This window comes from Starkeya sp. ORNL1, from assembly GCF_012971745.1.
Classification (GTDB): domain Bacteria; phylum Pseudomonadota; class Alphaproteobacteria; order Rhizobiales; family Xanthobacteraceae; genus Ancylobacter.
Genome location: NZ_CP048834.1, coordinates 3,340,532 through 3,365,927, shown reverse-complemented (window position 1 = coordinate 3,365,927; position 25,396 = coordinate 3,340,532). Strand labels below are relative to the sequence as shown.

At 66.4% G+C, this 25,396-nt stretch carries 27 protein-coding genes; 12 read left to right on the top strand and 15 right to left on the bottom strand.

Annotation, left to right across the window (positions count from 1 at the left end; genetic code table 11):
* Positions 1–4: 4 nt before the first annotated feature.
* Positions 5–910, bottom strand: a complete 906-nt coding sequence (locus tag G3545_RS16005) for a LysR family transcriptional regulator (RefSeq protein ID WP_170014282.1) — start codon at positions 908–910, stop codon at positions 5–7.
* A gap of 103 nt (positions 911–1,013) precedes the next feature.
* Between G3545_RS16005 and G3545_RS16000 the strand changes: the two genes are divergently transcribed.
* The 8 genes from G3545_RS16000 to G3545_RS15965 all read left to right on the top strand — a co-directional run bounded on the left by G3545_RS16000 (position 1,014) and on the right by G3545_RS15965 (position 7,722).
* On the top strand, positions 1,014–1,541 hold the full coding sequence (locus G3545_RS16000; RefSeq protein WP_170014280.1) for a nuclear transport factor 2 family protein: 528 nt from the start codon (positions 1,014–1,016) through the stop codon (positions 1,539–1,541).
* A gap of 131 nt (positions 1,542–1,672) precedes the next feature.
* Positions 1,673–2,599 (top strand): alpha/beta fold hydrolase, encoded by a 927-nt coding sequence (locus tag G3545_RS15995; protein ID WP_246702430.1) that lies wholly within the window; start codon positions 1,673–1,675, stop codon positions 2,597–2,599.
* 78 nt (positions 2,600–2,677) lie between these two features.
* Entirely contained in the window at positions 2,678–3,607 is a 930-nt protein-coding gene (locus tag G3545_RS15990; protein WP_206151262.1) for a mycofactocin-coupled SDR family oxidoreductase, read from the top strand.
* 126 nt (positions 3,608–3,733) lie between these two features.
* Positions 3,734–4,402: a GntR family transcriptional regulator gene (locus tag G3545_RS15985; RefSeq protein ID WP_170014276.1), complete on the top strand. Its 669-nt coding sequence runs from the start codon at positions 3,734–3,736 to the stop codon at positions 4,400–4,402.
* Between the two features lie 52 nt (positions 4,403–4,454).
* Entirely contained in the window at positions 4,455–5,306 is an 852-nt protein-coding gene (locus G3545_RS15980; RefSeq protein WP_170014274.1) for a transporter substrate-binding domain-containing protein, read from the top strand.
* A 165-nt stretch (positions 5,307–5,471) separates the two neighbouring features.
* Positions 5,472–6,191: an ABC transporter permease subunit gene (locus G3545_RS15975; RefSeq protein ID WP_170014272.1), complete on the top strand. Its 720-nt coding sequence runs from the start codon at positions 5,472–5,474 to the stop codon at positions 6,189–6,191.
* Positions 6,191–6,922: an ABC transporter permease gene (locus G3545_RS15970; RefSeq protein ID WP_170014270.1), complete on the top strand. Its 732-nt coding sequence runs from the start codon at positions 6,191–6,193 to the stop codon at positions 6,920–6,922. The genes G3545_RS15975 and G3545_RS15970 overlap by 1 nt, the downstream gene beginning before the upstream one ends.
* 35 nt (positions 6,923–6,957) lie before the next feature.
* The gene (locus G3545_RS15965; RefSeq protein ID WP_170018109.1) at positions 6,958–7,722 is read left to right on the top strand and encodes an ATP-binding cassette domain-containing protein; all 765 of its coding nucleotides are present in this window, start codon (positions 6,958–6,960) and stop codon (positions 7,720–7,722) included.
* A 232-nt stretch (positions 7,723–7,954) separates the two neighbouring features.
* On the opposite strand, the gene G3545_RS15960 is transcribed toward G3545_RS15965, so the two are convergent.
* The 13 genes from G3545_RS15960 to G3545_RS15900 all read right to left on the bottom strand — a co-directional run bounded on the left by G3545_RS15960 (position 7,955) and on the right by G3545_RS15900 (position 20,037).
* Positions 7,955–9,706: a hypothetical protein gene (locus G3545_RS15960; protein ID WP_170014268.1), complete on the bottom strand. Its 1,752-nt coding sequence runs from the start codon at positions 9,704–9,706 to the stop codon at positions 7,955–7,957.
* Positions 9,707–10,334: 628 nt separating this feature from the next.
* The gene (locus G3545_RS15955; protein WP_170014266.1) at positions 10,335–11,102 is read right to left on the bottom strand and encodes an amino acid ABC transporter ATP-binding protein; all 768 of its coding nucleotides are present in this window, start codon (positions 11,100–11,102) and stop codon (positions 10,335–10,337) included.
* Positions 11,099–11,779 carry an ABC transporter permease subunit gene (locus G3545_RS15950; RefSeq protein ID WP_170014264.1) on the bottom strand — a complete coding sequence of 227 codons (681 nt, stop codon included), beginning with the start codon at positions 11,777–11,779 and terminating at the stop codon, positions 11,099–11,101. Before G3545_RS15950 ends, G3545_RS15955 begins: the two co-directional genes overlap by 4 nt.
* 80 nt (positions 11,780–11,859) lie before the next feature.
* On the bottom strand, positions 11,860–12,639 hold the full coding sequence (locus G3545_RS15945) for an amino acid ABC transporter substrate-binding protein (protein WP_170014262.1): 780 nt from the start codon (positions 12,637–12,639) through the stop codon (positions 11,860–11,862).
* Between the two features lie 228 nt (positions 12,640–12,867).
* The gene (locus tag G3545_RS15940) at positions 12,868–13,833 is read right to left on the bottom strand and encodes a sulfonate ABC transporter substrate-binding protein (protein WP_170014260.1); all 966 of its coding nucleotides are present in this window, start codon (positions 13,831–13,833) and stop codon (positions 12,868–12,870) included.
* 32 nt (positions 13,834–13,865) lie between these two features.
* Positions 13,866–14,624 carry an ATP-binding cassette domain-containing protein gene (locus tag G3545_RS15935; protein WP_246702429.1) on the bottom strand — a complete coding sequence of 253 codons (759 nt, stop codon included), beginning with the start codon at positions 14,622–14,624 and terminating at the stop codon, positions 13,866–13,868.
* A complete protein-coding gene (locus G3545_RS15930; protein ID WP_170014256.1) occupies positions 14,621–15,481 on the bottom strand; it encodes an ABC transporter permease subunit in 861 nt (286 codons plus the stop codon). Before G3545_RS15930 ends, G3545_RS15935 begins: the two co-directional genes overlap by 4 nt.
* A 177-nt stretch (positions 15,482–15,658) precedes the next feature.
* Positions 15,659–16,093: a DUF2304 domain-containing protein gene (locus tag G3545_RS15925; protein ID WP_170014254.1), complete on the bottom strand. Its 435-nt coding sequence runs from the start codon at positions 16,091–16,093 to the stop codon at positions 15,659–15,661.
* Entirely contained in the window at positions 16,090–16,779 is a 690-nt protein-coding gene (locus G3545_RS15920; RefSeq protein WP_170014252.1) for a glycosyltransferase family 2 protein, read from the bottom strand. Before G3545_RS15920 ends, G3545_RS15925 begins: the two co-directional genes overlap by 4 nt.
* A 2-nt stretch (positions 16,780–16,781) precedes the next feature.
* Positions 16,782–17,147, bottom strand: a complete 366-nt coding sequence (locus tag G3545_RS15915) for a hypothetical protein (protein ID WP_170014250.1) — start codon at positions 17,145–17,147, stop codon at positions 16,782–16,784.
* Positions 17,144–17,947, bottom strand: a complete 804-nt coding sequence (locus G3545_RS15910) for a class I SAM-dependent methyltransferase (RefSeq protein WP_170014248.1) — start codon at positions 17,945–17,947, stop codon at positions 17,144–17,146. Before G3545_RS15910 ends, G3545_RS15915 begins: the two co-directional genes overlap by 4 nt.
* A 56-nt stretch (positions 17,948–18,003) precedes the next feature.
* Positions 18,004–19,506, bottom strand: coding sequence for a DUF2142 domain-containing protein (locus G3545_RS15905; protein WP_170014246.1), 1,503 nt, complete (start codon positions 19,504–19,506; stop codon positions 18,004–18,006).
* Between the two features lie 150 nt (positions 19,507–19,656).
* On the bottom strand, positions 19,657–20,037 hold the full coding sequence (locus G3545_RS15900) for a helix-turn-helix domain-containing protein (RefSeq protein WP_170014244.1): 381 nt from the start codon (positions 20,035–20,037) through the stop codon (positions 19,657–19,659).
* A gap of 97 nt (positions 20,038–20,134) precedes the next feature.
* On the opposite strand from G3545_RS15900, the gene G3545_RS15895 reads away from it, so the two are divergent.
* Complete coding sequence (locus G3545_RS15895) at positions 20,135–21,115, top strand: zinc-binding alcohol dehydrogenase family protein (protein ID WP_170014242.1); 981 nt, start codon at positions 20,135–20,137, stop codon at positions 21,113–21,115.
* Between the two features lie 25 nt (positions 21,116–21,140).
* On the opposite strand, the gene G3545_RS15890 is transcribed toward G3545_RS15895, so the two are convergent.
* Positions 21,141–22,133 (bottom strand): zinc-dependent alcohol dehydrogenase family protein, encoded by a 993-nt coding sequence (locus tag G3545_RS15890; RefSeq protein ID WP_170014240.1) that lies wholly within the window; start codon positions 22,131–22,133, stop codon positions 21,141–21,143.
* A 110-nt stretch (positions 22,134–22,243) separates the two neighbouring features.
* Between G3545_RS15890 and G3545_RS15885 the strand changes: the two genes are divergently transcribed.
* The 3 genes from G3545_RS15885 (at position 22,244) to G3545_RS15875 (ending at position 25,291) form a co-directional block, all read left to right on the top strand.
* A complete protein-coding gene (locus G3545_RS15885) occupies positions 22,244–23,143 on the top strand; it encodes a LysR family transcriptional regulator (RefSeq protein ID WP_170014238.1) in 900 nt (299 codons plus the stop codon).
* 88 nt (positions 23,144–23,231) lie between these two features.
* A complete protein-coding gene (locus G3545_RS15880; RefSeq protein ID WP_170014236.1) occupies positions 23,232–23,915 on the top strand; it encodes a response regulator transcription factor in 684 nt (227 codons plus the stop codon).
* Positions 23,912–25,291 carry a HAMP domain-containing sensor histidine kinase gene (locus tag G3545_RS15875; protein WP_170014234.1) on the top strand — a complete coding sequence of 460 codons (1,380 nt, stop codon included), beginning with the start codon at positions 23,912–23,914 and terminating at the stop codon, positions 25,289–25,291. Before G3545_RS15880 ends, G3545_RS15875 begins: the two co-directional genes overlap by 4 nt.
* Positions 25,292–25,396: the final 105 nt, after the last annotated feature.

Genomic DNA, 25,396 nt, shown 5'->3' with positions numbered 1-25,396 from the left:
GCCGTCAACTCCGATCCAGCCGCGCCGTCCGCACGAAATCCAGGAAGGCGCGCAGCTTCGGCGGAGCCAGCCGGCGGCTGGGATAATAGAGGTGCAACGGCTCATAGGTCGGGCAATACGCTTCCAGCACCTTGACCAGCGTGCCGGCGCGCAACGCCTCCACCACCAATTGCTCGGCGAGGAAGGCGAGGCCGGCGCCCTGTGCCGCCATGCTCGCCGCGAACGACATGGTGTTGGCGGCGAGCCGCGGCTCGGGCGTGAAGGCGACGTCGCGGCCCTCAATGATGAATTCCCATGACGCGACCACGCGCGTCGAGGCGAAGCGGTAGGCGATGCAGTCGTGGCCGGCGAGATCGGCCGGCCGCTTCGGCGTGCCGCGACGCGCGAGATAGGACGGGCTCGCCAGCACTGTCATGCGCAGCGGCTCACTGACGCGCAGCGCAATCATGTCCCTGTCGAGCAGTTCGCCGATGCGGATACCGGCATCGAATCCCTCGGCGGCAAGGTCGACGAAATTATCATCAAACACGATGTCGAGCCGCACATCGGGATAAGCGGCGAGGAACGGCGTGGCCAGCGCCTCCATCAGCATCGGCCCGGCGATCCACGGCACATTGAGCCGTAGCAACCCGGCCGGATGGTCCTTCGCCTCCTTCAAGGCGGTGCCCGCGGTCTGGATCTCCTCCGCCGCCGGGCGCACGCGGTCAAGATAGGCGGCGCCGGCCTCGGTGAGGCCGACGCTGCGCGTGGTGCGGTTCAGGAGCCGCACGCCGAGCCGCGCCTCAAGCGCCCGCACCGCTTCGCTGAGCGAAGGCGGCGCGACGCCGAGCTCGGCCGCGGCCCGCGTGAAGCTCCGCGTCTCCGCGACCTTGATGAAGGCGATGACGCCGCTGAGCTGGTCGAGCCGCATTGTGAGGTTTTTCCGAATACGCAGATCGGACATTGCCGGTTTTTCGCATCCCTGGAAAGGTCCATGGTTTACGCAGCGGCATATCACGCCGCCGGAGACGAACATGACGAAGGACGCCCTTCAGGCGACCCGGCGCGCGCTCATCGTGGGATCGGCGGCCGTTTCGCTCGCCGCGCTGCACGCCGGCCCGGTCGCTGCCGAGTCCACCATGAATCCGCGGCTGGCGAGCCGGCTCGCCGTGGTGCGCAGCTTCTTCGAACTGCTGCATCGCAAGGAGATCGAGAGCTGGGGCAATCTCTGGGCGGATGAGGGCCGCATTCTGATCCCCTATCCGCCGGCAGGGCTCAGTACCAGCATCGACGGCAAGGCGGAGATAGTGCGCGCCTTTCGCGGCCTGTTCGCCAATTTCGACGCCTTCGATGTCGAGCTGACCGCGCTCTATCCGGCCGCGGATTCAGATGCCGTATGCGTCGAATACCAGGTGCGGGCACGGATCGTCGGCGGCGTGGAATACGCCAACAGCAACATCGCGGTGTTCCGCTTCGACGAAGCCGGGCAGATCCGCGCCTATCACGATTATTTCGATCCGCGCCGCTTTCAGGCCGTCGTGAACGCGCTGCCGAAGCCGTGACGCGAAAGCCCCTCCACCGAGACCGGAGCGTTGAGATGAGTCCGACCAGCCGTCTGCTTCAACCGACACGTCGCCTCTTCCTCGGGCAATGCGCCCTTGTCGCGATGGTCGCGGCTTTTCCCGGAGCTTCCATGGCCGCTAATCTGTCCGCCACCGAAGGCCCGCCGCCGGAGAAGGTCCGCTTCCCCGCGGGCGACAGTTTCATGGTCGGCAATCTCTACGCCCCGCCGGGCTACAGCGCGGATCGCCGCTATCCCGCCGTGGTGGTGGGCGGCTCGCTGACCGCGGTGAAGGAGCAGATGGGCGGCATCTATGCGGCCGAGATGGCCAAGCGCGGCTTCCTCGCTCTGGCGATCGACTATCGCCACTATGGCGAGAGCGGCGGCGCGCCCCGGCAATATGAGCACCCTGAGACCAAGGCGGAGGATCTCTCCGCAGCGGTCTCCTTCCTCTCGGCCCGGCGGGACGTGCGGACCGACGGCATCGCGCTGCTCGGCATCTGCACCTCGGGTGGCACGGTGCTCTATGCGGCGGCGCGCGACCAAAGGGTTGCCGCCGTCGCCTGCATCGCCAGCCATCTGGCCGAGCCGGCGATCACGCCGCTGCTCTATGGCGGCCCCGAGGGGGTCGAGCGCCGCCGTGCTGCCGGCCGCGCCGCCCGTTCCGAGTATGAGCGCACCGGCACCAACGCGATGATCCCGGCCTATCACGACACTGACCGGAACGCGTCGCATGTCGGGTCGATGGAGTACTACATGGATGCCGCGCGCGGTGGCGGGGTGCATGCCTGGACTAATCGCTTCGCCGTCATGTCCTGGGGGCCGTGGCTCGATTTCGATCCGATCAGCGAGGCCGCGCGCGTGACCGCCCCTGCGCTTATCGTCCATTCCGACGGCTGCGCGCTGCCCGATCAGGCGCGCAAGGCGCATGCATTGCTCAAGGGGCCGAAGGCACTGCATTGGACCACTGGCGGCCATTTCGAATTCTATGATGGTGCGGCGAAGGTCAATGAGGCCGCCGACGCCGCCGCCCACCATTTCCGCACCCACATCGCCTGACGAGCCACGAGTCACGGGAGACACGCCATGACCGATCATGCGGCGCGTGATGAATACATTAGCCGGCGAGATATCATGATGGCCGCACCACTTGCCGCGGCTGCCACGCTGGGTGCTTCTCCCGCAGGCGCCCAGTCGCCGGCCGGCGCCGGCAGCAGCGTCCCTCGCCGAATGCAGGGCAGGGTCGCGCTGGTCACCGGGGCGGCGCGGGGCATCGGCCGGGCCTGCGCGCTGGCGCTCGCCGTGGAGGGCGCCGACATCGTGGCGCTGGATCTCGCCGGGCCGGTGGAGAGCGTCACCCATTATCCGCCGGCGACCCCGGCCGATCTTGCGGAGACGGTGCGCCGCGTCGAAGCCACCGGCCGGCGCTGTCTCTCAGTCCAGGCGGACGTGCGCGACCTCGCGGCGCTTCGCTCTACGGTCGAGCGCAGCGTGCGCGAACTCGGCAAGCTCGACATCGTGGTGGCCAATGCCGGCATCGGCATGTGGGGGAACCTGGCGGCGATGCAGGATCGGCAATGGCGCGATGTCATCGACATCAACCTCACGGGCGCCGCCAACACCATGCGCGCCGCGCTGCCGCACATGATCGAGCGCCGCGACGGGCGCATCGTCGCCATCGCCTCGGTGGGCGGGCGCGCCGGCTTTCCCGATGTCAGCGCTTATTGCGCCAGCAAATGGGGGGTGATGGGCCTCGTCAAATCCGCGGCGCTGGAACTCGGCACATCGAATGTCCGCGTCAATGCGGTATGCCCGACCGCCGTCGACACCCCGATGTTCCGCAGCCCCGAGGGCCAATACCGCTCGATCCTGCCGAACCTCGGCCGCACCCCGACCGACGACGACATCATCCCGCTGATGCGGCAGGTTCATGCCTTGCCGGTGCCCTGGGTGTCGCCCGAGGACGTCGCCGCTGCCGTCACCTTCCTCGCCTCCGACGACGCCCGCCACATCACCGGCAGTGCCATCGATGTCGGCGCCGGCAGCAATGCGCGGTACACCGCCTGACATGCCTGCCTGGCCACATTCCGCCGACAGGAGGGCAAGCGTGCTGCTTGCCGGCCTGTCGCGCTTGACACGGGGCAGTCGCGGCGTCGTAGACTGGATCAGTGGATACACATATTCAGCAGTGCGATGCCCAACTTCGGCACGGCAGTTTCCAACGGCACGGCGGAGGAGGAAGCCTATCGCCACGTGCTGGCCGGCATTCGCACCGGCCGCTTCAAGGCCGGCGAGCGGCTGATACCTGAGGGCATCGCAAGCGAGATCGGCATGAGCCGCATGCCGGTGCGCGAGGCGTTCCGCCGCCTTGCCACCGAGGGGCTGGTGGTGATCCGGCCGAACCGCGGCTGCATGGTCGCCGGCCTCACCGTCGAGGAGATGTACGAGGTCTTCGAGATGCGCTCGGTGCTCGAGGGCCTCGCCGTGCGTCTCGCCTTGCCGCGGCTCGATACCGAGGCCTTCCTCGAGCTCGAGCGCCTGCTCGAGCGCATGGTGCGCAGTGGCGCCGCCGGAAACTGGGTGAGCCGGCATCGCGAATTCCACGAATATATCTGCGCCTTCAGCCGGCGGCCGAAGCTGGTGCGCCAGATCGCCTCGCTCCACGTCACCCTCGAGCCTTATCTGCGCATCTGGTTCGACCATGTGGAGAAGCCGCTATCGGCGGAGGCGGAGCACCGTGCCATCATCGACGCGCTGAAGACGGGCGATGCCGGCCATGCCGAGCGGCAGATGGCTGAGCACATCCTCACCACCGCGCCCGACCTTGCGGCCTTCGCCTTCGGCGGGGGAGGACCGGCCTGACCGACCAGCCCAACCAACAAACGGCACACAAGTGCAAACAGAGGGAAAGAGCATGAAACCGATCCGCAACATCCTGGCCGCCGGCCTCGGGCTGGCGCTGCTGGCCTTCGCGCCGGGCGCGCAGGCGCAGGACAGGCCGACCGCCATCACCATCGCCACCGAGGGCGCCTACGCCCCGTGGAACTTCACCGCTCCGGACGGCAAGGCGGCGGGCTTCGAGGTCGATCTCGCGCAGGACCTGTGCGCGCGCATGAAACTGACCTGCACCGTTGTCATCCAGGATTGGGACGGGCTGATACCGGCGCTCAATGTCGGCAAGTACGACGTCATCATGGCCTCCATGTTCATCACCGACAAACGTCTCGAGGTCATCAATTTCAGCCGGCCCTACGCCATCGATCCCTCGGGCTTCGCGGTCTCCAAGACCAGTGCGCTCGCCAAATCGGGGCTCACCGGCAAGTTCGATCTCAACAATGAAGCTGCCGCGCTGCCGATGATCGAGAAGATGAAGCCGCTGGTGAAAGGGCAGATCGTCGGCGTGCAGGCGGCGACCACCAACCTCGCCTTCGTGAAGAAGTATTTCGAGGGCGTCGTCGATATTCGCGAGTACAAGACCACCGAGCAGCACGACCTCGATCTCGCTGCCGGGCGGGTCGACGCCCTTTTCGCCCAGAACACCTCGCTCACGGCGACACTGGAGAAGCCGGAGTTTGCCGAGTTCACCTTGGCAGGCCCGAGTTTCCTCAATGGCGTGTTCGGCCGCGGGACCGGCGCCGGCTTCCGCAAGAAGGACACCGTGCTGCTCGGCATGTTCAACGAGGCGATCGGTGCGGCCATTGCCGACGGCACCATCAAGAAGCTTTCGATGAAGTGGCTGAAGTCCGACGTCACGCCTCCGCAGTGATACAACACGGCTCCGGCGCCTGGAGCCCTATCCGCTCGGCTGGAATCATCCGGGCGACAAGATAGTGCTCTGGATTCAACGAACTGGAGCATGTTCCCATCGCAAAAGACTTCCAACTTTTGTGGAACATGCTCTAGTGGGCCGGAGCTGTCGCCGGAGGTTGTCATGGGTTTTCCGGAGATCATTGCGCTGCTCGGCGTCGGGCCGGGCGGCTGGGGCGGCGCGCTGCTCAAGGCAGCATTGGTCACGCTCGCGCTCTCCGTTGCCGGCTTCGCGCTCGGCGCCGTGTTCGGTGCCCTCGCGGCCTTCGGGCGGCTGAGCGGCAGCCTGGTCGCCCGTGGCCTGTCTGACGCCTACTGCACGCTGTTTCGCGGCGTGCCGGACCTGCTCACCATCTACCTGCTCTATTTCGGCGGCAGCGTCGTGCTCACCTCGATAGGGCAGACGTTCGGCGCGCAGGGCTTCATCGGCCTGCCGACATTTGCGACCGGCGTGCTGGCGATCGGCGTCATCTCCGGCGCCTATCAGGCGGAGGTCTATCGCGGCGCCTTCCTCGCCATCCATCGCGGCGAGCTCGATGCGGCGCGGGCCTACGGCATGTCGGGCCTCTTGATGCTGCGCCGGATCGTGGCGCCGCAGGTGCTGCGCTATGCCATTCCCGGGCTCGGCAATGTCTGGCAGCTCGTGCTGAAGGATTCCGCGCTGATCTCGGTGATCGGCCTGGTCGAGCTGATGCGCCAAGCCCAGGTCGGCGCCGGCTCCACCCGCCAGCCCTTCGTCTTCTATATCAGCGCCGCGGCGCTCTATCTCATCATCGCGCTTGTCAGCGGCGCGCTGTTCCAGCGTGCGGAACGGCGCAGCATGCGCGGCGTGAGGAGGGCGTGATGGATCTCGCCTTCTTCTCTGAAGTGTTCGTGCGGCTGCTGGGCGGCGTGCCGCTGACACTCCAGCTTGCCGGCATATCGGTGGCCGCCGGGCTGGTGCTTGCGGTGACGCTGGCACTTGCGCTGCAGACCGGGAATTCCGCCGTGACCTGGCCGATCAAGGCCTATGTCACGGTGTTCCGCGGCACGCCGCTGCTGGTGCAGATCTTCCTCATCTATTACGGCCTCGGTCAGTTCCGGCCATCCTTGCAGGCCATGGGGCTGTGGGGCTTCTTTCGTGAGCCCTATTGGTGCGCCATCCTCGCGCTGACGCTCAACACCGCGGCCTATGGCGCGGAGATCATCCGCGGCGGCCTGCAATCGGTGCCCTATGGGCAGATCGAGGCGGCGCGGGCGTGCGGGATGTCGCGCTTCCTGGTCTATCGGCGGGTGGTGTTCCCGATCGCGCTGCGCCAGGCACTGCCGAGCTACGGCAATGAGATCATCCTGATGGTGAAGGGTACTTCGCTCGCCTCCATCGTCACCCTGCTGGAGGTCACTGGCATCGCCCAGCAGATCATCTCCCAGACCTATAGGGCGATGGAGGTGTTCATCTGCGCGGGCGCGATCTATCTGACGCTGAACTTCATCATCACGCGCCTGCTGGGGCTGCTGGAATGGCGGCTTTCCGCGCATTTGCGACCCGCTCCCGGCACCGTGGCCCTGAGCGCGCCGCAAGGAGCCGCATCGTGAGCGAAGTCCTCAACACCGCCACGGGAAGCACCGCAATGGAGCCGGCCATCATCGTCGAGGATCTGCACAAGAGCTTCGGCAGCCTGGAGGTGCTGAAAGGCGTTTCGCTCACCGCGCAGCAGGGGGACGTGGTCTCCATCCTCGGCTCGTCCGGCTCCGGCAAGTCGACCATGCTGCGCTGTCTCAATCTGCTCGAAGTGCCGGATTCGGGCAGTATCAGCGTCGGCGGGGAGACGCTGCGTTTCCACAGGGACAGGCACGGCCGCGTCAACCGGCCCGACCATCGGCAGGTCGACCGGTTGCGCCGCTCGATGAGCATGGTGTTCCAGAGCTTCAATCTGTGGACCCACATGACCATTCTGGAGAACGTCATCGAGGCGCCGGTGCATGTATTGAAGCGCCCGCGCGCCGAGTGCATTGCCGAGGCCGAGCAATTGCTGGCCAAGGTCGGCATCGCCGAGCGGCGCCATCATTATCCGGCGCATCTGTCCGGCGGCCAGCAGCAGCGTGCGGCGATCGCCCGCGCGCTCGCCATGCGCCCGAAAGTGATGCTGTTCGACGAGCCGACTTCTGCGCTCGACCCCGAACTGGTCGGCGAGGTGCTGCGGGTGATGCGCGCGCTGGCCGAGGAGGGCCGCACCATGCTGGTCGTCACCCACGAGATGGCATTCGCCCGCGATGTCTCCTGCCGCGTGCTGTTCCTGCACAAGGGCGGCGTGGAAGAGGATGGCACGCCGGCCGAGGTGTTCGGCAATCCGCGCTCCGAGCGCTTCCGCCAGTTCATCTCGGCGCAGCGGTAAAGGCGAGACGTGACTTTTGGGCGCGCATGAAGTCTCGAACAAGCTTTTCCATGCGTTGCGGATCTCGGCTCCGGGCCGCATCATCGACGCCGAGCCTGCCGCACTGTACGCGACGCGACAAACTTGCGGACATGTCCAGCCACCAGTAGATGCCGGGACACGCTCTGGTCATCCGTGCGTGTTCCCGACTTCGCCAAGGTGGAGGCCCAAGCACAAAGCGGGTTTGTGCAGATTACACCCTGTAGGCCAGGAGGATGCGGACGAGTGCTATCATCTTGTCGCGCGGCAATTGCAGGACTGCCTGATACACGGCGGTGTACAGGTCGCAATAATCGGCATACTGGTCCGCGCGAGGCACCGTGCCGAAAAAGATGAGGTTCTTCTTCTGCGGGCCTGCCTCTAGAATCTTGAACAGGTCGCTCCAGCCTGCATCAACCATGTCCTGTGGCGCCGGTGGCCGCTGCGCGGCAGTATTAATGATCCGTGCCTGGAGGTCGAGCCACCGTTTATTCAGCTCAGGTGTCAAATATTCCGAGATATCTCTTTCCTGAGCGGAAGCATATCTGAAGCATACCTGCTTGTTCAGCTTGGACAGATGGCGATATTCGTCGGCATACAGCCGCGCGATCAGCAGGATGGTTTCGTCATCGGCAAGGGGGCGGTATTTCCCGATTTCCGCGTCAAGTCGCTCGCGGATTGCCGCGATGGCCTCACTTGTCGAGTTGCCGTCGAGGTACATCTGGTGAAATTTCTGCACGATTGCCTTCGCCGTGTCCGGATCCCGATCGCCAATAGCAGCTACCGGCGGGGCGATCTCTTTCACGACATCGCTCGCCATCGCCTCGGTGAACGGCGCTGCCAGTCCTGAGATCGCGAACTTCTCGGGCGAGGCGATATTTGTGACAACACGCGCGGCGAGCAGTTCCTGGTTGGTCGGTATCAGCATGGAGGTCGAAGGCGTCGACAGGGCACGGGCGACGAAATAAGGATCGAAACCATCACGCACGAACAAAACCTTCTGGTCGTTGACGGTCGACGCCAGATCCGCAGAGGTCATTCCCGAAAAGGCCGGGGCGTGGAAGCCGAGCCTGCCGGCATCGCCCAGCCACCGCTCCCTGCCGCCGGCAAAGGCGATGGTGCAGGCAGACAGGCACTGATTGGCGACGTAAGTCACCAGTCTTCGCTGCTGGATGATGTCATGCACCTGCATCGCTTCGGCGATGCGCCCGCCTGTGCTGTCGAGATGGACGACGGCGACCTGCGGCGCCGCCTTGAGCAGACGGTCAAGATCGGCGCTCAAGCCATATTTGAAGCCGCCGACAATCTCGATCTCGGTGCCGTTGCGCATGATGCGCAGCGAGTAGTCGGGAAGATCCGGATCGCCGAGGAAGGCCATGCGATAGACTTCCCCCATCTGGGGAATGGCATTCCTGCCGATATCGGCAATGGTGCCGAGCACCGAGAAAGCGACGATCACCTTGACCACGCCGCCCCAGAAGCCGCTTCTGTCCTGCTTCCGGCGTTCGGACATATAGCGGCCGGCCGAGCGCCAGAGGCCGACCACCTTCCAGATTGTCAGCAGCGTGACGGAGGTCCAGGTCAACGCGTAGAAGCAGAAGATCGTTCTGGGTTTATATTCGCCCGAGACGTCCAGCAGCACGCTCAGGGCGACCGTGACCAGAGCGGCCAGGAGGGAAACAAGAACTCCGACGGTCCAGAAGCTGAAGGCTAGCGAGAGTTTCCCACGCCAATAGCGCAGCAGAAAGTTTCGATCGACGTCATCCGGGGGCAAATCATCATAGATTGCGTCGGCCGGATTTCGCTCCGGATGGCCATTGTTCGCCGCGACATGAGCCGGCTTTCCGAATGACGGTTCGATCCGGTCCGATCCCAGCGCAACCGAATCACCATGGGCGGGAAATACTACCCGACGGGCCGACCTCGATGAGTCGATCCAGATCCAGAACAGCCCGACAAAGAGCATAAGAACTTGCATCGGGAGAAGGTGTTTTACTGTGTCCCAGTCATGTTGAGAAGATTCAACGGAAACAAAACTGTATAAGATAGTGATATCCGCGGCCGAAAATATCAAAAAAATTGAAATTATGTTTGCAATAATGAAACTCAGATACCGATTTAACCACTTGCTCAAGACCAAATGCAAGCAGACCGGTAGGGATAGGGCCCCTATCAGGGCAATGATAGCCAACATGATTCAGGCCTCTTGAAAGTTTGTGTCTTCAAGCCGAAGCTCGATCTGCCCCCGTAAGCGTCATTGCTGTAACTTCTCAAGGGCTTCGGCCGGAAATGACCGGGCGTTCCAGAAATTGTGCCGGTCGGGCGCGAAAATCCCTCGTTATTTCAACGCCCATCACGCACTTGATGCATGCGCGATCTTTATTGCCACGATGCTCATCTTCAATCCCCAACCCCGACCGAATGCTCGCGTACCGTCAACCGCAAGTCGAGTCGGGCTGTTCGAATTTCGAGGAGAAATACCGCGACCGATCGTCCATCCTGGCGTGTCGCCAGGGTGAACTTCGCGCGCCCCACAAGGCAGGATTGTTCCTTCTTTGTTCCTTGCCGTCAAGTGCCCCGGTACCGGCTCGGCGTCAAATTGCCGAGCCGTCCGTCTCCAGGCTGTTGGTCAGCGTCGCGATGAAACGCTTGGTCCGCGCCTGCGTCGGATTGGTGAACAGCTCCCGGGACGGGCCGGCCTCGACGATCTCGCCGGCATCCAGCAGCACCGCCTCCTGCGCAACGCTGGCGGCGAGGCGCAGATCATGGGTGGCGATCAGCATCGTGGTGCCTTCCCGGGCCAACTGAGCCAGCACCTCCACCACCTCTTCGGCCAGTTCCGGGTCGAGCGCGGAGGTCGGCTCGTCGCACAGCAGCACGCGCGGCGAGGAGGCGAGCGCGCGGGCGATGGCGACGCGCTGCTGCTGGCCGCCGGAGAGCTGCGACGGCCACGCTTCCGCCTTGTGCGCCAGCCCCACCTTGTCGAGCAGCTCCATCGCGCGCGTCCGCGCTTTAGCCTCCGGCCAGCGCAGCACGGTGACGAGGCTCTCCATGACATTGCCGAGCGCGGTGCGGTGCGGGAACAGCTGGAAGTTCTGGAACACCATGCCGGTCTGCCGCCGCATCCTGAGGATCACCTCGCGCGGGATGTGCTGCCCGGTGAAGCGCACCTCATCCTCGCCGATGACCAGCGTGCCGGATTGCGGGATCTCCAGCAGGTTCACGCAGCGCAGCAGCGTGCTCTTGCCGGAGCCGGAAGGGCCGATCAGCGCGGTGACCGAGCCCTCGCGGACGCTCACGCTCACCCCGTTGAGCACGACGAGCGGCTCGAAGCGTTTCACGATGTCGGTGAGGCGGATCATGTCGCCGGCTCCAGATAGCCGCCGGAGCGGGAGAGGTAGCGCTCGAGCCGGACCTGCAAGGCGGAGAGCACCGAGCTCAGCGCCAGATAGATCAGCGCCGCCTCGATATAGATGATCAGCGGCTCATAGGTGGTGGCGACGATGCGCTGTGCCGCCTGGAACAGCTCCGGCACCGTCACCGCGGCGGCGAGCGAGGTGTCCTTCACCAGCGAGATGAAGGTGTTCGACAAGGGCGGCACCGCGACGCGCGCCGCCTGCGGCAGCACGGTGCGGCGCAGCGCCTGCGACCAGGTCATGCCGATCGAATAGCTCGCCTCCCACTGCCCCTTCGGGATCGAGCCGATCACCGCCCGCAATATCTCCGAAGTGTAGGCGCCGACATTGAGGGTGAAGCCGATCAGGGCCGCCGGAAACGCATCGAGCAGGATGCCGACGCTCGGCAGGCCGTAGAAGATCACGAACAGCTGCACCAGCAGCGGCGTGCCGCGGATGATCCATACATAGAAGCGCGCGATCGCCACCAGCGGCCTCGCGCCGAACAGCCGCACGAGCGCGGTGAGGAAGCCGAGCGCCAGTCCGAACGTGAAGGACAGCAAGGTCAGCGGAACGGTGAAGATGAGGCCGGCCCACAGCAGCGGGACCAGCGAATCCACCATCAGTTGGAGCCAGTGGGGCACGGCCAGCCTTCCCTGAAAAGCAAACGGGACCGGCCGGAAGTCCGGCCGATCCCGCAAGGATCATGAATGGACGCCTGAGATCAATTCGAGACGTCGGCGCCGAAATACTTTTCGGAGATTTTGGCGTAGGTGCCGTCGGATTTGATGGCGTCGAGTGCCTGGTTGATCGCCGCTACCAGCTCGGGATTGCCCTTGCGCACGATCACGCCGGAATAGTCGGCGTCCTTCTGCGTGGCGACGATGCGTACCTTGGCGTCCGGCTTGTGCTTCTTGAAGTCGAGGAAGGACAGGCTGTCATTGATGGTGGCGTCGGCGCGCCCGGTCAGTACCAGCTGGATCGACTGGTCGAAGCCGTCGGTGCCGACCAGGGTGGCGCCGCTCGCTTCGGCCAGCTTGCCGAAATTGCTGGTCAGCGACTGCGCCGCCTTCTTGCCCTTCAGGTCCGCGAAGCCTTTGATCGCGCTATCGTCGTCGCGCACGATCAGCACCGCCTTGGAGGCGATATAGGGCTGGGAAAAATCGTACTTTGCCTTGCGCGCGTCGGTGATGCCGACCTGGTTGATTACGGCGTCGTAGCGGCGGGAATCGAGGCCGGCGATCAGCCCGTCCCATTTGCCTTCGAGGAACTCGGCCTTCACGCCTAAGCGTTTGGCGATCTCCCGGCCAATCTCGACGTCGAAGCCGACCAGCTGGTTCGAGCCGTCATGATAGGTGAAGGGCGCGTAGGTGCCCTCGGTGCCGATCTTGATGGCGCCGGCCGCCTTGATGGTGGCGAGGTCGTCGGCGCGGGCGCCGGCCGCAGCGCCGAGCTGGAGCGCCGCGGCGAGGCCGAGCGCGAGCAATGTCTTCGTCACGTTCATGTTCAAGCTCCCCGGCAGTGTGCTGCCGTACTTTCGAGGTTCAGGGCGCGCAGGCAGGTGTCTCAGCAAATAGGTGCGCCGTCCCGTTCCGTCACGGGGCGGGCGTGGGAATCCAATGTCGTCATCCCGGCCGCAGCGAAGCGGAGAGCCGGGATCGCGCGCAGGTAAAGCGCGTTTGCGCGATCCCGGATACGGCCTGCGGCCGTTCCGGGATGACGAAATAGGTCCTCACAGCCCGCTGCGCCGCACCGCATCGGCGACGACGATCTTCTTCGGCAGCAGGCCGAGCCCCTGGAAGGTGTCGGCGACCAGCTGCTGGTCGGCGATCACCTTGTCGGTCAGCGGTCCGACGCCGAAGCTCTGGCGAGCGATAGCGACGGCGAGCACCGGCGCCGGAATGCCGGTCGAAGGCGCCAGTTCGGCGACCGCGGCAGTGGGGTCTTTCTGGATCCAGGCATTAGTCTCGCCGATCGAGGCGATCAGCGCGTCGATCACCTTGGGATTGGCGTCCGCGAATTTCCGCGAGCCGAGATAGAACTGGTAGTTCGGCACGATGCCCTCGGCGGTGGTGAGGGTGCGTGCCTTGATGGCGACTTCGGCCGCCGCCTGGAACGGATCCCAGATCGCCCAGGCATCGATGGCGCCCTTCTCGAAGGCGGCGCGGGCGTCGGCCGGCGGCAGGAAGGCGGTCTTGATGTCGGAATAGGCGAGGCCTTCCTTCTCCAGCGCCTTCACCAGCAGGAAGTGCACGTTGGAGCCCTTGTTGAGGCCGACCGTCTTGCCCTTCAGCTCCTTGACCGACTGGATCGGGCTGTCCTTCGGCACCAGGATCGCCTCGCCCTTCGGCGCCGGCGGCTCATTGGCGAGATAGAGCAGGTTGTCGCTCGCCGCCTGGGCGAAGATCGGCGGCGCCTCGCCGGTCTGGCCGATATCGATGGCGCCGGCGTTCAGCGCCTCCAGCATTTGCGGGCCGGCGGCGAACTCCGCCCATTTCACCGAAATGCCGAGCGGCTCCAGTTTCTTCTCCAGGATGCCGCGGCTCTTCAGCAGCACCAGCGTGCCGTATTTCTGGTAGCCGACGCGGACCTGCGTGTCCGCGGCGAAGGCGCCGCGGGTGCCGAGCCCGAGAGCAAGGCTCGCCAAAGTGGCGCTCGCGGCGCCGGCGAGCGCGGTGCGGCGGGTGATGATGGTCATGATGGTTCGCCCCTTTCAGCGTGGGATAGGTGTCAGGCGGAGAACAGCCGCTCCAGGATCTGCCCTTCCAGCCGGGCGATCTCCGCCGAGCCGCGGCGGCGCGGGCGCGGCAGCGGCACGTCGAGATCGAGCGCGATGCGCCCGCCATCGATCAGGATCACCCGGTCGGCGAGCGCCAGCGCCTCGGCGACGTCGTGCGTCACCAGCACGGCGGTGAAGCCCTGCTCCAGCCAGATGCGCTCGATGAGGCTCTGCATCTCGATGCGGGTCAGCGCATCGAGCGCGCCGAGCGGCTCGTCGAGCGCCAGCACGCGCGGCCGGCTGGCGAGCGCGCGGGCCAAAGCGACGCGTTGTTTCTGCCCGCCGGACAGCACCGAAGGCCACTCGCCGGCACGATCGGCGAGCCCGACCTCGGCAAGGATGGCGCCGGCGCGGTCACGGCGTACGTCGCCGGTCACGGAGGGCGGCAGCCCGACCTCGACATTGGCGACCACGCGCTGCCAGGGCAGCAAACGCGGCTCCTGGAACATGATGCGGATCGAGGCGGCGTCATGCGCACCGCTGAAGGCGATGCGGCCGCTGGTCGGCTCATCGAGCCCGGCGAGCAGGCGCAGCAGCGTGCTCTTGCCGCAGCCGCTCTTGCCGATGACGGCGACGAACTGGCCGGCGGGGATGTGGAGATTGACACCTTCGAGCACCCGCTTGGCGCCGAAGCTGCGGCCGAGATTTTCGAACGACAGCCCCAAGCCAGCGGTGTGGTGAGTGACTGGCGGTGCAACGGCGATGTTCATCGCTCGCCCTCCTTGTTCTGGAAGGCGGGGTGCCATTGCAGGCAGATCCGCTCCAGCCAGCGGGTCAGCACGTCGGCGAGCTTGCCGAGCAGCGCATAGATCAGGATCGCCAGCACCACGATGTCGACCAGCAGGAACTCGCGCGCCTGCATCGCCATGTGGCCGAGCCCGGATTCGGCGGCGATGGTCTCGGCGACGATCAGCGTCAGCCACATGATGCCGAGCGCGAAGCGCAGCCCGACGAAGATCGAGGGCAGCGCGCCGGGCAGGATAACCTTTCGGAACAGCGTGAAGGGCGACATGCCATAGACCCGGCCCATCTCGATGAGCTGCGGATCGACCGTGCGCACGCCGTGCAGCGTGTTGATATAGATCGGGAAGAAGACGCCGAGCGCCACGAGGAAGAGCTTGGCCTCCTCATCGATGCCGAACCACAGGATCACCAGCGGGATCAGCGCCAGATGCGGCACGTTGCGGATCATCTGCAGCGTGGTGTCGGTGTAGCGGTAGGCGACGCTCCACAGGCCATTGGCGATGCCGAGCGCAAAGCCGATGGCGCCGCCGACGGCGAGGCCGGAGAGGGCGCGCAGCGTACTCACGCCCATGTTGCGCAGGAGTTCACCGGATTTCAGCGCCTGCCAGCCGGCGAGCGCGACGGCGGAGGGCGCCGGCAGCACGTTCGGTGCGATGACGCCGAGGCGCGACAGCAACTCCCACGCCGCGACCAGCACGATCGGCAGCACCCAGCCGGCCAGCTTCGCCTCGATGGCGGCGAGGCGCTTCGGGCGTACCGTGGCCGGTGCCGCGGGCGCATCGGCGGACGCGCGGAAACTTGAATCCGTCTGGACGAGCGACATGTCAGGCCCCCGCTCCGTGCGAGCGGGGAGGTGTGCCGACGGTCTTCAGCTCAGCCATGAACCCTTCCCTCGTGTCAGGAGGAAAGGCGTGCCACAGCTTAAGCTAATTGTCTATGTGTAATGTAGATTAATTAATTCAACAGAGCGCCGACGGCCATTGTCGGTAGTTCGCACCGGTCAATGGCCGGCTCCGGCATCTCGCCGGCTGCGGCCCAAAGCACCTTTGCCCACCGCAGGTCGGCCGGCAACGCCGGGCGAAGGCCGCAGCGGGCGGGCAGGAACGGGCCGATCCCGGGAGCGCGTCGCGCTCTGCAACGCCACCGCTCGCGCCAATGTGGTGATCAGCTCCATCTGCGCGCGCATCTTGAGATGGAGATTGAGCAGCACGATCAGGCTGATCGCTACCCAGACATAGATCACCAGGTCGACGCCGCGGCCGATGCCGACATGCGCGGCGAGCCACGTGGCATGCGACGGCACCAGCACGAAATAGAGGCCGGCGAGTGCCGCCATCATCGAGAGCAATCCGACCAGCGGCGCGTGCCGATATTCCCGCCATGCATAGAGCACGACGGTGAGCAGCAGCACGATGAAGACGAGCTTGGCGATCATCGGCGTAGCCTCCGCGCGAACAGATCGACGAGGATGGTGAGTGCGTCGCTGGTCCGCTGGCCCTTGGCGAGCGAATAGGCGCTGTATTCCACCGTCACCGGCGCCTCGACATAAATGAGGCCGCTGGCGGCGATCTGGTGCAGGATCTCCGAGGCATGGGCCATGCGGTTCTGGTGCAGCCGGATGGCGCCGGCGCCGCGACGCGTCATGGCGCGCAGGCCATTATGGGCGTCCGTCACCGCAAGGCCGGTGGTCATCCGCGTGAACCAGGTCGCCGCCCGCAGCAGCCACCGGCGGCGCGGCGGCAGGTTGACGGTGGCGCCGAGGACGCGGCTGCCGAGGGCGAAGTCGGCATCATTGCGCGTCAGCGCGTCGAGCAGCGCCGCGATGTCGCTGGTGCGGTGCTGGCCATCGGCATCGAAGGTGACGACGAAGCGCGCACCCTGGGCGAGCGCGAACTCGATGCCCGTCTGCAGCGCCGCGCCCTGGCCGAGATTGAACGGATGGCGCACCACATCGGCGCCTGCCGCAGCGGCCAGCTCCGCCGTCGCATCCGCCGATCCATCATCGACCACCACCAGCGCGTATCCGGTCCGCCCGATCTCGCGGACGACATCGGCGATGGTGCGGGCCTCATTATAGGCGGCGACCACGATCCAGACGCCGCTATTGGACCGGGGCTGCATCGCTAGCCTCCCACCAATATGAGCCCGAGCAGGATCATGGCGATGCCGCCGACCAGGCGGGCCGAGAGCGGTTCGGAAAAGGCGAAGGCGCCGAGCAGCGGGGTGATGGCGAAGGCCAGCGCCACGAACGGATAGGCACGCGATAGCGGGGTGAAGCCGAGGATCCACACCCAGACCACCGAGAGCGCGAAATAGAGCGCCAGCGCGGCAAGGAAGAAGCCGTTCGCCAACAGCTGCGGCAGGCGCTCGGCCAGTCCGGCGCCGGCCGTGCGCAGCGCGGCGAGCTTGAACAGCATCTGCCCGCCCGCCATCCCCAGGGCATAGAGGCCGAGCAGGACGATCTGCGCGGTGGACAGTCGGTCGCTCATGGCGCCCTCCTGAGGACCACGCGCATGGCGTCGAACAGATTGATGGGGATGCCGATCGCGCTCGCCGCAGGAGCGCCCGCCCGCCGGCTGAACATGCGGCCGAGCTGGAACAGCACCAGCGAGGCCGGCACGATCTTCCACGGATGGTCGAGCGCCTCGACATACATGGCGAAGCGTGCCGACAGCCGCTCCAGGCTCACGGGGGTGAAGAACCACAAATGCTGCGGCGGCGTCATCAGGCGCCACGAGGCGCCGGTGAGGCGGGCAAGCGGCGAGCCGAAATCGCCGGTGGTGACCACGATGATGCCGCCCGGCCTGAGGTGCCGGGCGCAGAGCGACAGCGTCGCATGGGGATCGGGCAGATGCTCGATGACGTCGAGCAGGACGATGACATCCATTCGGCCGAGCCTGGCGAGCTTCTCCTCGTCGACGGCGCCGGTGAGCACGCGCAGCCCGTTGCGGCGGCAGTGCTCGGCGGCGTCTTCGGCCAGCTCGATGCCGGCGACCTCGAAATGCCGGCGCGCTTCCTGGAGGAAGAAGCCATAGGCACAGCCGATTTCGAGCAGCCGGCCCGCGTGGCGATGGCGGCGGATGAAATCCACCGTGCCGGCAAACTCCCGGCGCAGCACATGTTCGGTGGCGAGATAGTCGGCATAGCCGTCGGCACGCCGGCCGGAGAAATAGTCCTCGGTGTAATAGGTTTCGGGATCGAAGCTGGCGGCGTCGGTGCGACCGAGGCCGCAGCCCTCGCATTGCCAGATGTCGTAGCCGGCCTTGGTGTAGAGGCAATGCTGGAGCATGGCTTCAGCACAGGCAGGGCAATGCCAGAGACGAGGGTCGGCGCGCTGAAGCATGGCTACCACCCCCAATCGAGGCGGCCTACGGCCTCGAACGTCGCCGCGGCAGAGAGGATGGAGCCGGCGGTTGCGATCCAGATCATCAGTGCCGGCGGCGGCGTCCGGTCGATGAGGGCGGCGACCACCGCCGCCGCCACCGGCAGCAGCACGACGAAATATCGACCCTGAACGCCGTAAATGAAGCCGTCCGCGATCGGCGACCAGGCGAGGAAGAAGACCAGATAAACGCTGACCACATAGGCCAGGATGGTGAGTATGCCGATGGCGGCGATGCGCATGCGGGTGGCGCGGTCGAGTTCCAGTCGCGCCACGAAGCTCGCCACGAGGCCGGCGCCGAGCAGCGGATAGGCGAGAGGTTGCAGCGGGGTGTCGCCCCAGCCGAGCACGCCGATCAGCTGCGGCCACAGCGCGAGGCAGTCGCGGTTGAGCGTTGCAGCCAGCATCTGCGGAAACAGCAGCGGATTGAGTGCCATCTGGCCGAGCTTCCATAGCGGATCGAACTGTTCCGCCGGCAGGTTCGAGCCGTCGCTGATGCGCCATGTCCCGGCGTCGCCGGATACGGCGATAACCCACAATGGCAACAGGATGAGGCCGGGCAGCACTACGACGCCAAAGCTGCGCCAGGCGCGCGGCAGCTCGCGAAGCGATACGCGCATGGCTTCCAGCAAGGCAAACACGATCTGCGGCGGCTTGCTGAGGATGCACAAGGTCATCCAGACCATGCGTTGCAAAAGCCCAGCATCCTTGCCGGCGGCGTGGACGGGGATGGCGCGTGATGCGCCGGCAAGGCTGAGGGCCAGCACCAGCATGGTGAAGCCGAGCGTGCAGCCATCGGCACTCACGATCGCGCGGCCATAGAGCGAAGCGGGCAGCATGGCGACGAAGAGAAACGCCCAGCCGAGGGCCGGCACGAGCGTTATGGCATAGGCGACGAGCGCGGTTGTCGCGGCCAGCCCGGCGAAGCGCATCAGATAGAGCGTGCCGAGGAAATCGAGGCCGGCCAGCCGGGCGAGGCCTGCGGCGGCGATGTAAGGCAGATAGGCGGCCGGCGTGTAGCCTTCCGAGCCCTCATAGAGCACGAAGACCGGTGGGCGCGGTGCGCCGGTTGCCGGCTGGGCGGAGTACCGCCGCATGAAGTCGGTCAGCACATCGCCATAGGTGAAGCCCGGCGTCCCGATCTTGTAGCGGGCCTGCTGGAAATAGGTGAAATCGGCCGCCAGGGCGGCGGGAAGCAGGATGCCCTTGCGCCCTCTTTCGTCGACATCGAGGGAGAGGATCTCGCCGCGCGAGAGGCCATAGGCGCGCAGGAAATGCGCCGGCTCGTCGGCGCCCCGCAGCGGCGGCACGAGGATGGCGGTGAGCGTGCCGAACAGCACCGAGAACACCACCAGCAGCCAGGCTGGCCGGGTGATCTGCGTCCATGCGCGGGCGGGCGCATATCCAGCCCCGATGCCGCCGTCGAGGACGGCAGCCCTGGGTGGGCCCTGGTGGAAGCGAAACATACCTTCCTCGACCGTTCGACGACGCAGGCCGGTCGGCACGCTTCCCTAACGGAGTGATGGTGATTTCGGTTCCCTGAGAGGGGCAAACATTTGCGGGAATACCATGTCCAGGCGATCAATGGTTGCGCGTCGCCGGGGAATGCGAAGGCGTCAGGACGCCGCCGCCCGCGGCCGGACCACGCAATCGGCGATGCGGTCGATCTCATTGAGCTCGGCGGCATGGCGTTGTCCCCAGTCGCACAGCGCCAGCAGCACCGGCTCCAGGCTGAGCCCGAGCGGCGTCGCCGAATAGTCGACGCGCGGCGGCACCTGCCGGAACACCTCGCGATGCACCAGCCGGTGCTCCTCCAGTTCGCGCAATTGCTGGATCAGCACTTTCTGGCTGATGGCCGGGATCAGCCGCCTCAGCTCGGACAGCCGCTGCGGCCGGTCCAGCAGATGATAGAGGATCACCGCTTTCCAGCGACCGGAGATCACCGCTAGTGCGCGTTCGACCGGCAGCGCCGGCAAGCGCTTGATCACATCGTGCATGGTTACCTCCTGGTCGGTATGGCACCAAAGAGTGTGTAGTTCCGACCCGGGAATATTTGGCACAAGGCCGGCCTTGTCATGTCAAGCGAGGTCGCTGATGCGCGCCGTCCAATTCAGCCGTTTCGGCGATCCCGATGTGCTGGAGATCGTCGAGACGCCCAGGCCGGTCCCGGGCCGCGGTGAGGTGCTGGTCCGGATCCATGCCGCCGGGGTCAATTTCTTCGAGACACTGATGCGCCGCGACCGCTATGCGGTGACGCCGGAACTGCCGATGATCCCTGGCGTCGAGGTGGCCGGCGTCGTCCATGAGGTCGGCGAGGGCGCGGACTTTCCGGCGCCTGGCGCCCGGGTCGCGGTGCCGCTGTTCGCCTTCGGGCGCGGGTCGGGCGGCTACGCCGACTATGTCGCGGTGGATGCGAAAGCGCTGGTACCGCTGCCGGATACGCTGGCGTTCGAGGATGCCGCGGCACTGCTGGTGCAGGGGCTGACCGCGCTCCATTTGCTGCGGAGCGCCGAGGTCGCCGACAAGACGGTGCTGATTGGGGCCGCGGCCGGCGGCGTCGGCTCGCTGCTGGTGCAATTGGCGAGGCGCGCCGGCGCAGGTCTCGTGGTCGCCGCGGCGGGTTCGCCGGCGAAGCTGGACCTTGCGCGCTCGCTCGGCGCCGATATCGGGGTTGATTACACCGAGGATGATTGGCCTCGCCGGGTGCGCGAGGCGACCGACGGCAGGGGCGTTGATCTCGCCTTCGAGCTGGTCGGCGGCGAGCTGACCAAACCCTGCGTCGAAGCGTTGGCGCCCGGCGGCGAACTGGTGTTCGGCGCGCTCGGACGGTTCGACCTGGCCCCGAGCGATCTCGAGACGATGTTCTCCAGGAACCAGTCGTTGCGCGGCTTCGCTTTGCTGCCTCTGCTGACGCCGATTAATGTGCGCGCCGATCTCGCTGACCTGTTCGGTCTGGCCGTCACGGGCGCGCTACGCGTGGTGCGCGGCGGCGACTATCGGCTCGACCAGGCACCCGAGGCGCATCGCGCGCTGGAGCAGCGCCGCTCCAGCGGCAAGATCATCCTGGTGCCGTGATCCTGCCGCCGGAGCTTTCGCACCCTCAATCGAGCGTGACGACGATCTTGCCCAGTTGCTGGTTGGATTCGAGATAGCGGTGGGCCTCGACGATGGCGTCGAACGGGAAGGTCCGGTCGATGATCGGCCTCAAGGCCCCCGAGCCGAGGCCGTCGAGGATGAACGCCTTGGCGGCGGCGAGCTTGGCCGGATCCTTGACGATCTCGCTATAGACGTAGCCGCGCACGGTGAGGCTCCGGGTCAGCGCCTGGAACAGTGGGAATGGCGTCGGCTCGCCGCTCAGCAGGCCGTACTCGATCAGGATGCCGCCATCCGCCATGGCTTCGGCGAGAGTTTCCACCACCGGCCCGGCAATGGGATCGAACACCACCCGGGCGCCGCGTGACGCCGTGATATCGCGTACCCGCGCCACCAGGTCCTCTTCGTCGGTGACGACGACATGCGCCGCGCCGGCGTCCAGAATGGCCTGGCGCTTGGCCTGCGTGCGCGTCGTGGCGATCGGGATGGCGCCGATCCTGTTGGCGATCTGGATCGCGGCGAGGCCGACGCTGCTGGACGCGGCGGTAATGACGACGAACTCGCCTTTGGCAAGCCTCGCGACATCGACCAGGGCGCCATAGGCGGTGACGTACTGCATCCACGAGGCCGCCGCCTCCTCCATCGATAGCGACGAGGGATGCTTGACGACAAGCTCGGCCGGGAAGGTCGCCAGCTCGCCATAGGCCGGCCAGCGCGGCATCAGCAGCGGCGGGATCACGCTGACCACGTCGCCCAGTGCGAAGCCTTCGACGCCGACTCCCAGCGTCTCGACGATACCCGCCGCCTCATAGCCGAGCCGCTCGGGGAATTGCGGCGCCACCACATAGATGCCTTGCCGGAACATCGACTCGGCACGGTTGAGGCCGAGCGCGCGGACGCGGATGCGAATCTCGCCGGGTCCCGGCGGCGGGACGTCGATGTTGTCGATCCGCAAGACTTCGGGACCGCCGATTTCATGGAAGCGAACCACACGGGTCATTGCCAGGCTCCAGATTGAAAAGCAGAATGCTCGTCCGGATGTATGATCCGTGGCCAAATCCGGATAAATGGCGCTTTCGGCACGATTATCGGAACCAATGGTTTTCAATCATGGACCGCCTCACCAGCATGTCGGTATTCGCCAAGGTCGCCGAGGTCGGCTCCTTCGCCGCCGCCGCCGACCTGTTCGGCCTCTCCGCGCCGATGGTCGGCAAGCATGTGCGGGCCCTGGAGGAGCGGCTCGGCGCGCGGCTCATCAACCGCACGACGCGGCGCCAGAGCCTCACCGAGTTCGGCCGGGTCTATTATGAGCGCTGCAAGCTGGTGCTCACTGAAGCCGATGCCGCCGATGCGCTGGCGGACGAGTTGCTCGGCGTGCCGCGTGGTCCGCTGCGCGTCAGCGTGCCGGTGCTGTTCGGCCGGCGCTGCGTCGTCCCGGTGCTGCTCAAGCTGGCGAGGCTGCATCCCGAGCTGGAACTGAGCCTCTCCTTCAGCGATCGCCCGGTCGATTTGATCGAGGACGGTTTCGATCTCGCCATCCGCAACGGCGCCACCGGCGACGGCGTCGGGCTGATCAGCCGCCGCGTCGCCCGTCAGCACATGGCGGTGTGTGCATCGCCCGCCTATCTCGACGCGCACGGCGTGCCGCGAACGATTGCCGAGCTGGAGGCGTACGAAGCGATCATCTATAGCCGCTCCGGCCGGGCGCGCTCCTGGCTGTTTCCGCAAGGCGAGGGCGCGCCGATCGCGGTCACCCCGAAGAGCCGGCTGCGGCTCGATGACCTCGAGGCCATTGCCGATGCCGCCGTCGCCAGCATGGGCCTCGCCTGGCTGCCCTGCTGGCTGGTCCGCGACCATGTCACCTCCGGCGCGCTGGTCCGCGTGCTGGCCGATACGCCCAATATCGCCTTCGACAGCCATGCGCTCTGGCTGCAGACCCCGCATCTGCCGCTGCGCATTCGCCTTGCGGTCGACGCGCTGGCAGCTGAACTGCCGAAATTCATGGATTAGCGAATTCAGGCGCCGGAACCCTTGGCCGCAATGCTCCCGCAATGTTCGTTCAATAGCGAACTCGTTCGAGCCGCGGCCGGAGACAGCCTTGCGCATATTGCTGGTGGAAGACGAGCCGGAAATGGCGAGCGCCCTCGGCACGGCGCTGAACCGGCACGACATCGTGCTCGACCATGTGCCGACGCTGGCGCAGGCGGAAGAAGCCTTGGCCGACCGCGTCCATGATGCCGTGCTGCTCGACCGCCAATTGCCCGATGGCGACGGCCTCTCGCTGCTTGCGCAGCTGCGCGCCCGCACGGCGGAGGTGCGCAATACCCCGGTGATCTTGTTGACCGCCCGCGGCGAAGTCGCCGACCGCGTCGCCGGCCTCGACGCCGGCGCGGACGACTATCTCGCCAAGCCGTTCGCGGTGGAGGAATTGCTGGCCCGCCTGCGCGCCGTGCTGCGGCGGCCGGGCAATGTGCCGAACCGTGTCGTGCGCCTCGGCCGGCTCGCCTTCGACTGCGAACATCGCGAAGCCAGCGTCGAGGGCGCGGGGCTCGATTTGCCGCGTCGCGAGCTGCTGGTGCTGGAGACGCTGCTGCGCCGCGCCGGCCGCACCGTGATGCGCGCGGCGCTGGAAGAGGCGGTCTACGGCTTCGACGACGAAGTCCAGTCCAACGCGCTCGACGCCCATATCTCGCGGCTGCGCCGCAAGCTCGGCGAGGCCGGCGCCGGTATCGAGATCCACGGCATTCGCGGCGTCGGCTATCTGCTGCGGGCGCTCGCATGAGCACCTGCACGCAATGTTCGCTGCGCTGGCACCTCGTGGTACGGCTCGTCGGCTTGCAGGCGGCCCTGCTCACCTTGTTCATGCTGGCGACGCTGGTCGCGCTGTGGGCGTCCGGCTGCCTCGTCAATCTCGAGCCGGAGGACAACGTCGTCGATACGCTCGCGGCGGCGGTGGGGCGCGATGCGCAGGGCGGCCTGGTGATCAATGCAACCCCCGAGCTGGCGCGCCTGCGCGAGGCTACACCGTCCTTGTGGTTCACGGTCCGCGACACTGAGGGCGATGTGCTGAGCGAAGGCGAGGTGCCGGCCAAGTTCGCCGGTGTCGGCAAGGCGCTCGGCGAGGTCGGCCAGGCTCGGCTCGGCTGGCGGCTCGGCGATCCGCCGCGCTCCGGCGCGCGAATGAAGCAGGTCGAGACCGCCGCGGGAAACGTGCAGATCATGACCGGCTATGGCGGCCGGGTGCCGATCCTGTCGGTGATCTGGGCTGTGCTCGCCATCTCCGTCAGCGTCATGCTCCCCGTGCTGGCGCTGATGGCGGTAGCGACGCTGATCGCGACCCCGATCGTGGTGCGGCGGGCGCTGGAGGGGCTGAACGCCGCCGCCGCCGAGGCCGAACTGATCGAGATCAGCGAGCGCGGCGCGCGGCTGTCGCTGGAGAATGTGCCGGCCGAGGTGGTCCCGCTGGTCGATGCGGTGAACGATGCGCTCGGTCGCCTCGATGAGGGCTATGAGCGCCGCCAGCGTTTCCTCATGGACGCCGCCCACGAACTGCGCACGCCGATCGCCATACTGACCACCCGCCTCGAAGGCCTGGAGGACGGCACGCAGAAGACCCGTCTCGTTGCCGACGCGGCGCGGCTCGCCAATCTCGCCGAGCAATTGCTCGACCTGCAGCGTGTCGACCAGGACCGGCAAAGCTTCGTGCCGGTGGACCTGGTCAATCTCGGGCGGCAGGTCGCGGCCGACCTCGCGCCGCTCGCCATCGCGGCCGGCTTCGAATTGTCTTTCGAAGCCGATGCCGAGTACCTCAACGTCTCCGGCGATCCGCTGTCGCTGGAGCGGGCGCTCACCAATCTGGTGCAGAACGCCATCGAGCACGCTGGCCGGCGCGGCGCCATCACCATCCGCGTCGAGCGCAGCGGCGTGGTGGAAGTGGTGGATGAGGGCAAGGGCATTCCCGAAGAGCATCGCCGGCAGATCTTCGAGCCGTTCCAGCGCCTGCAGCCGCGCGACCGCGGCGCCGGGCTTGGCCTGACCCTGGTCAGCGAGATCGTCCGGCTGCATCGCGGCTCCATCACCGTACTCGACGGGCCGGGCGGCGGTGCGCGCTTCCGTATCCTGCTGCCGATGCCGCAGGCTGGTCTCATGCCGGGCTGACGGGCGCGGCCGCGTAATGCTGCCGCAACCCGGATGCCCGACATGAAGGAGGGTTTCGCTCCATATCGCCCCCCGATGCGGGCGAAACCCTCCACTCTTTCGCTT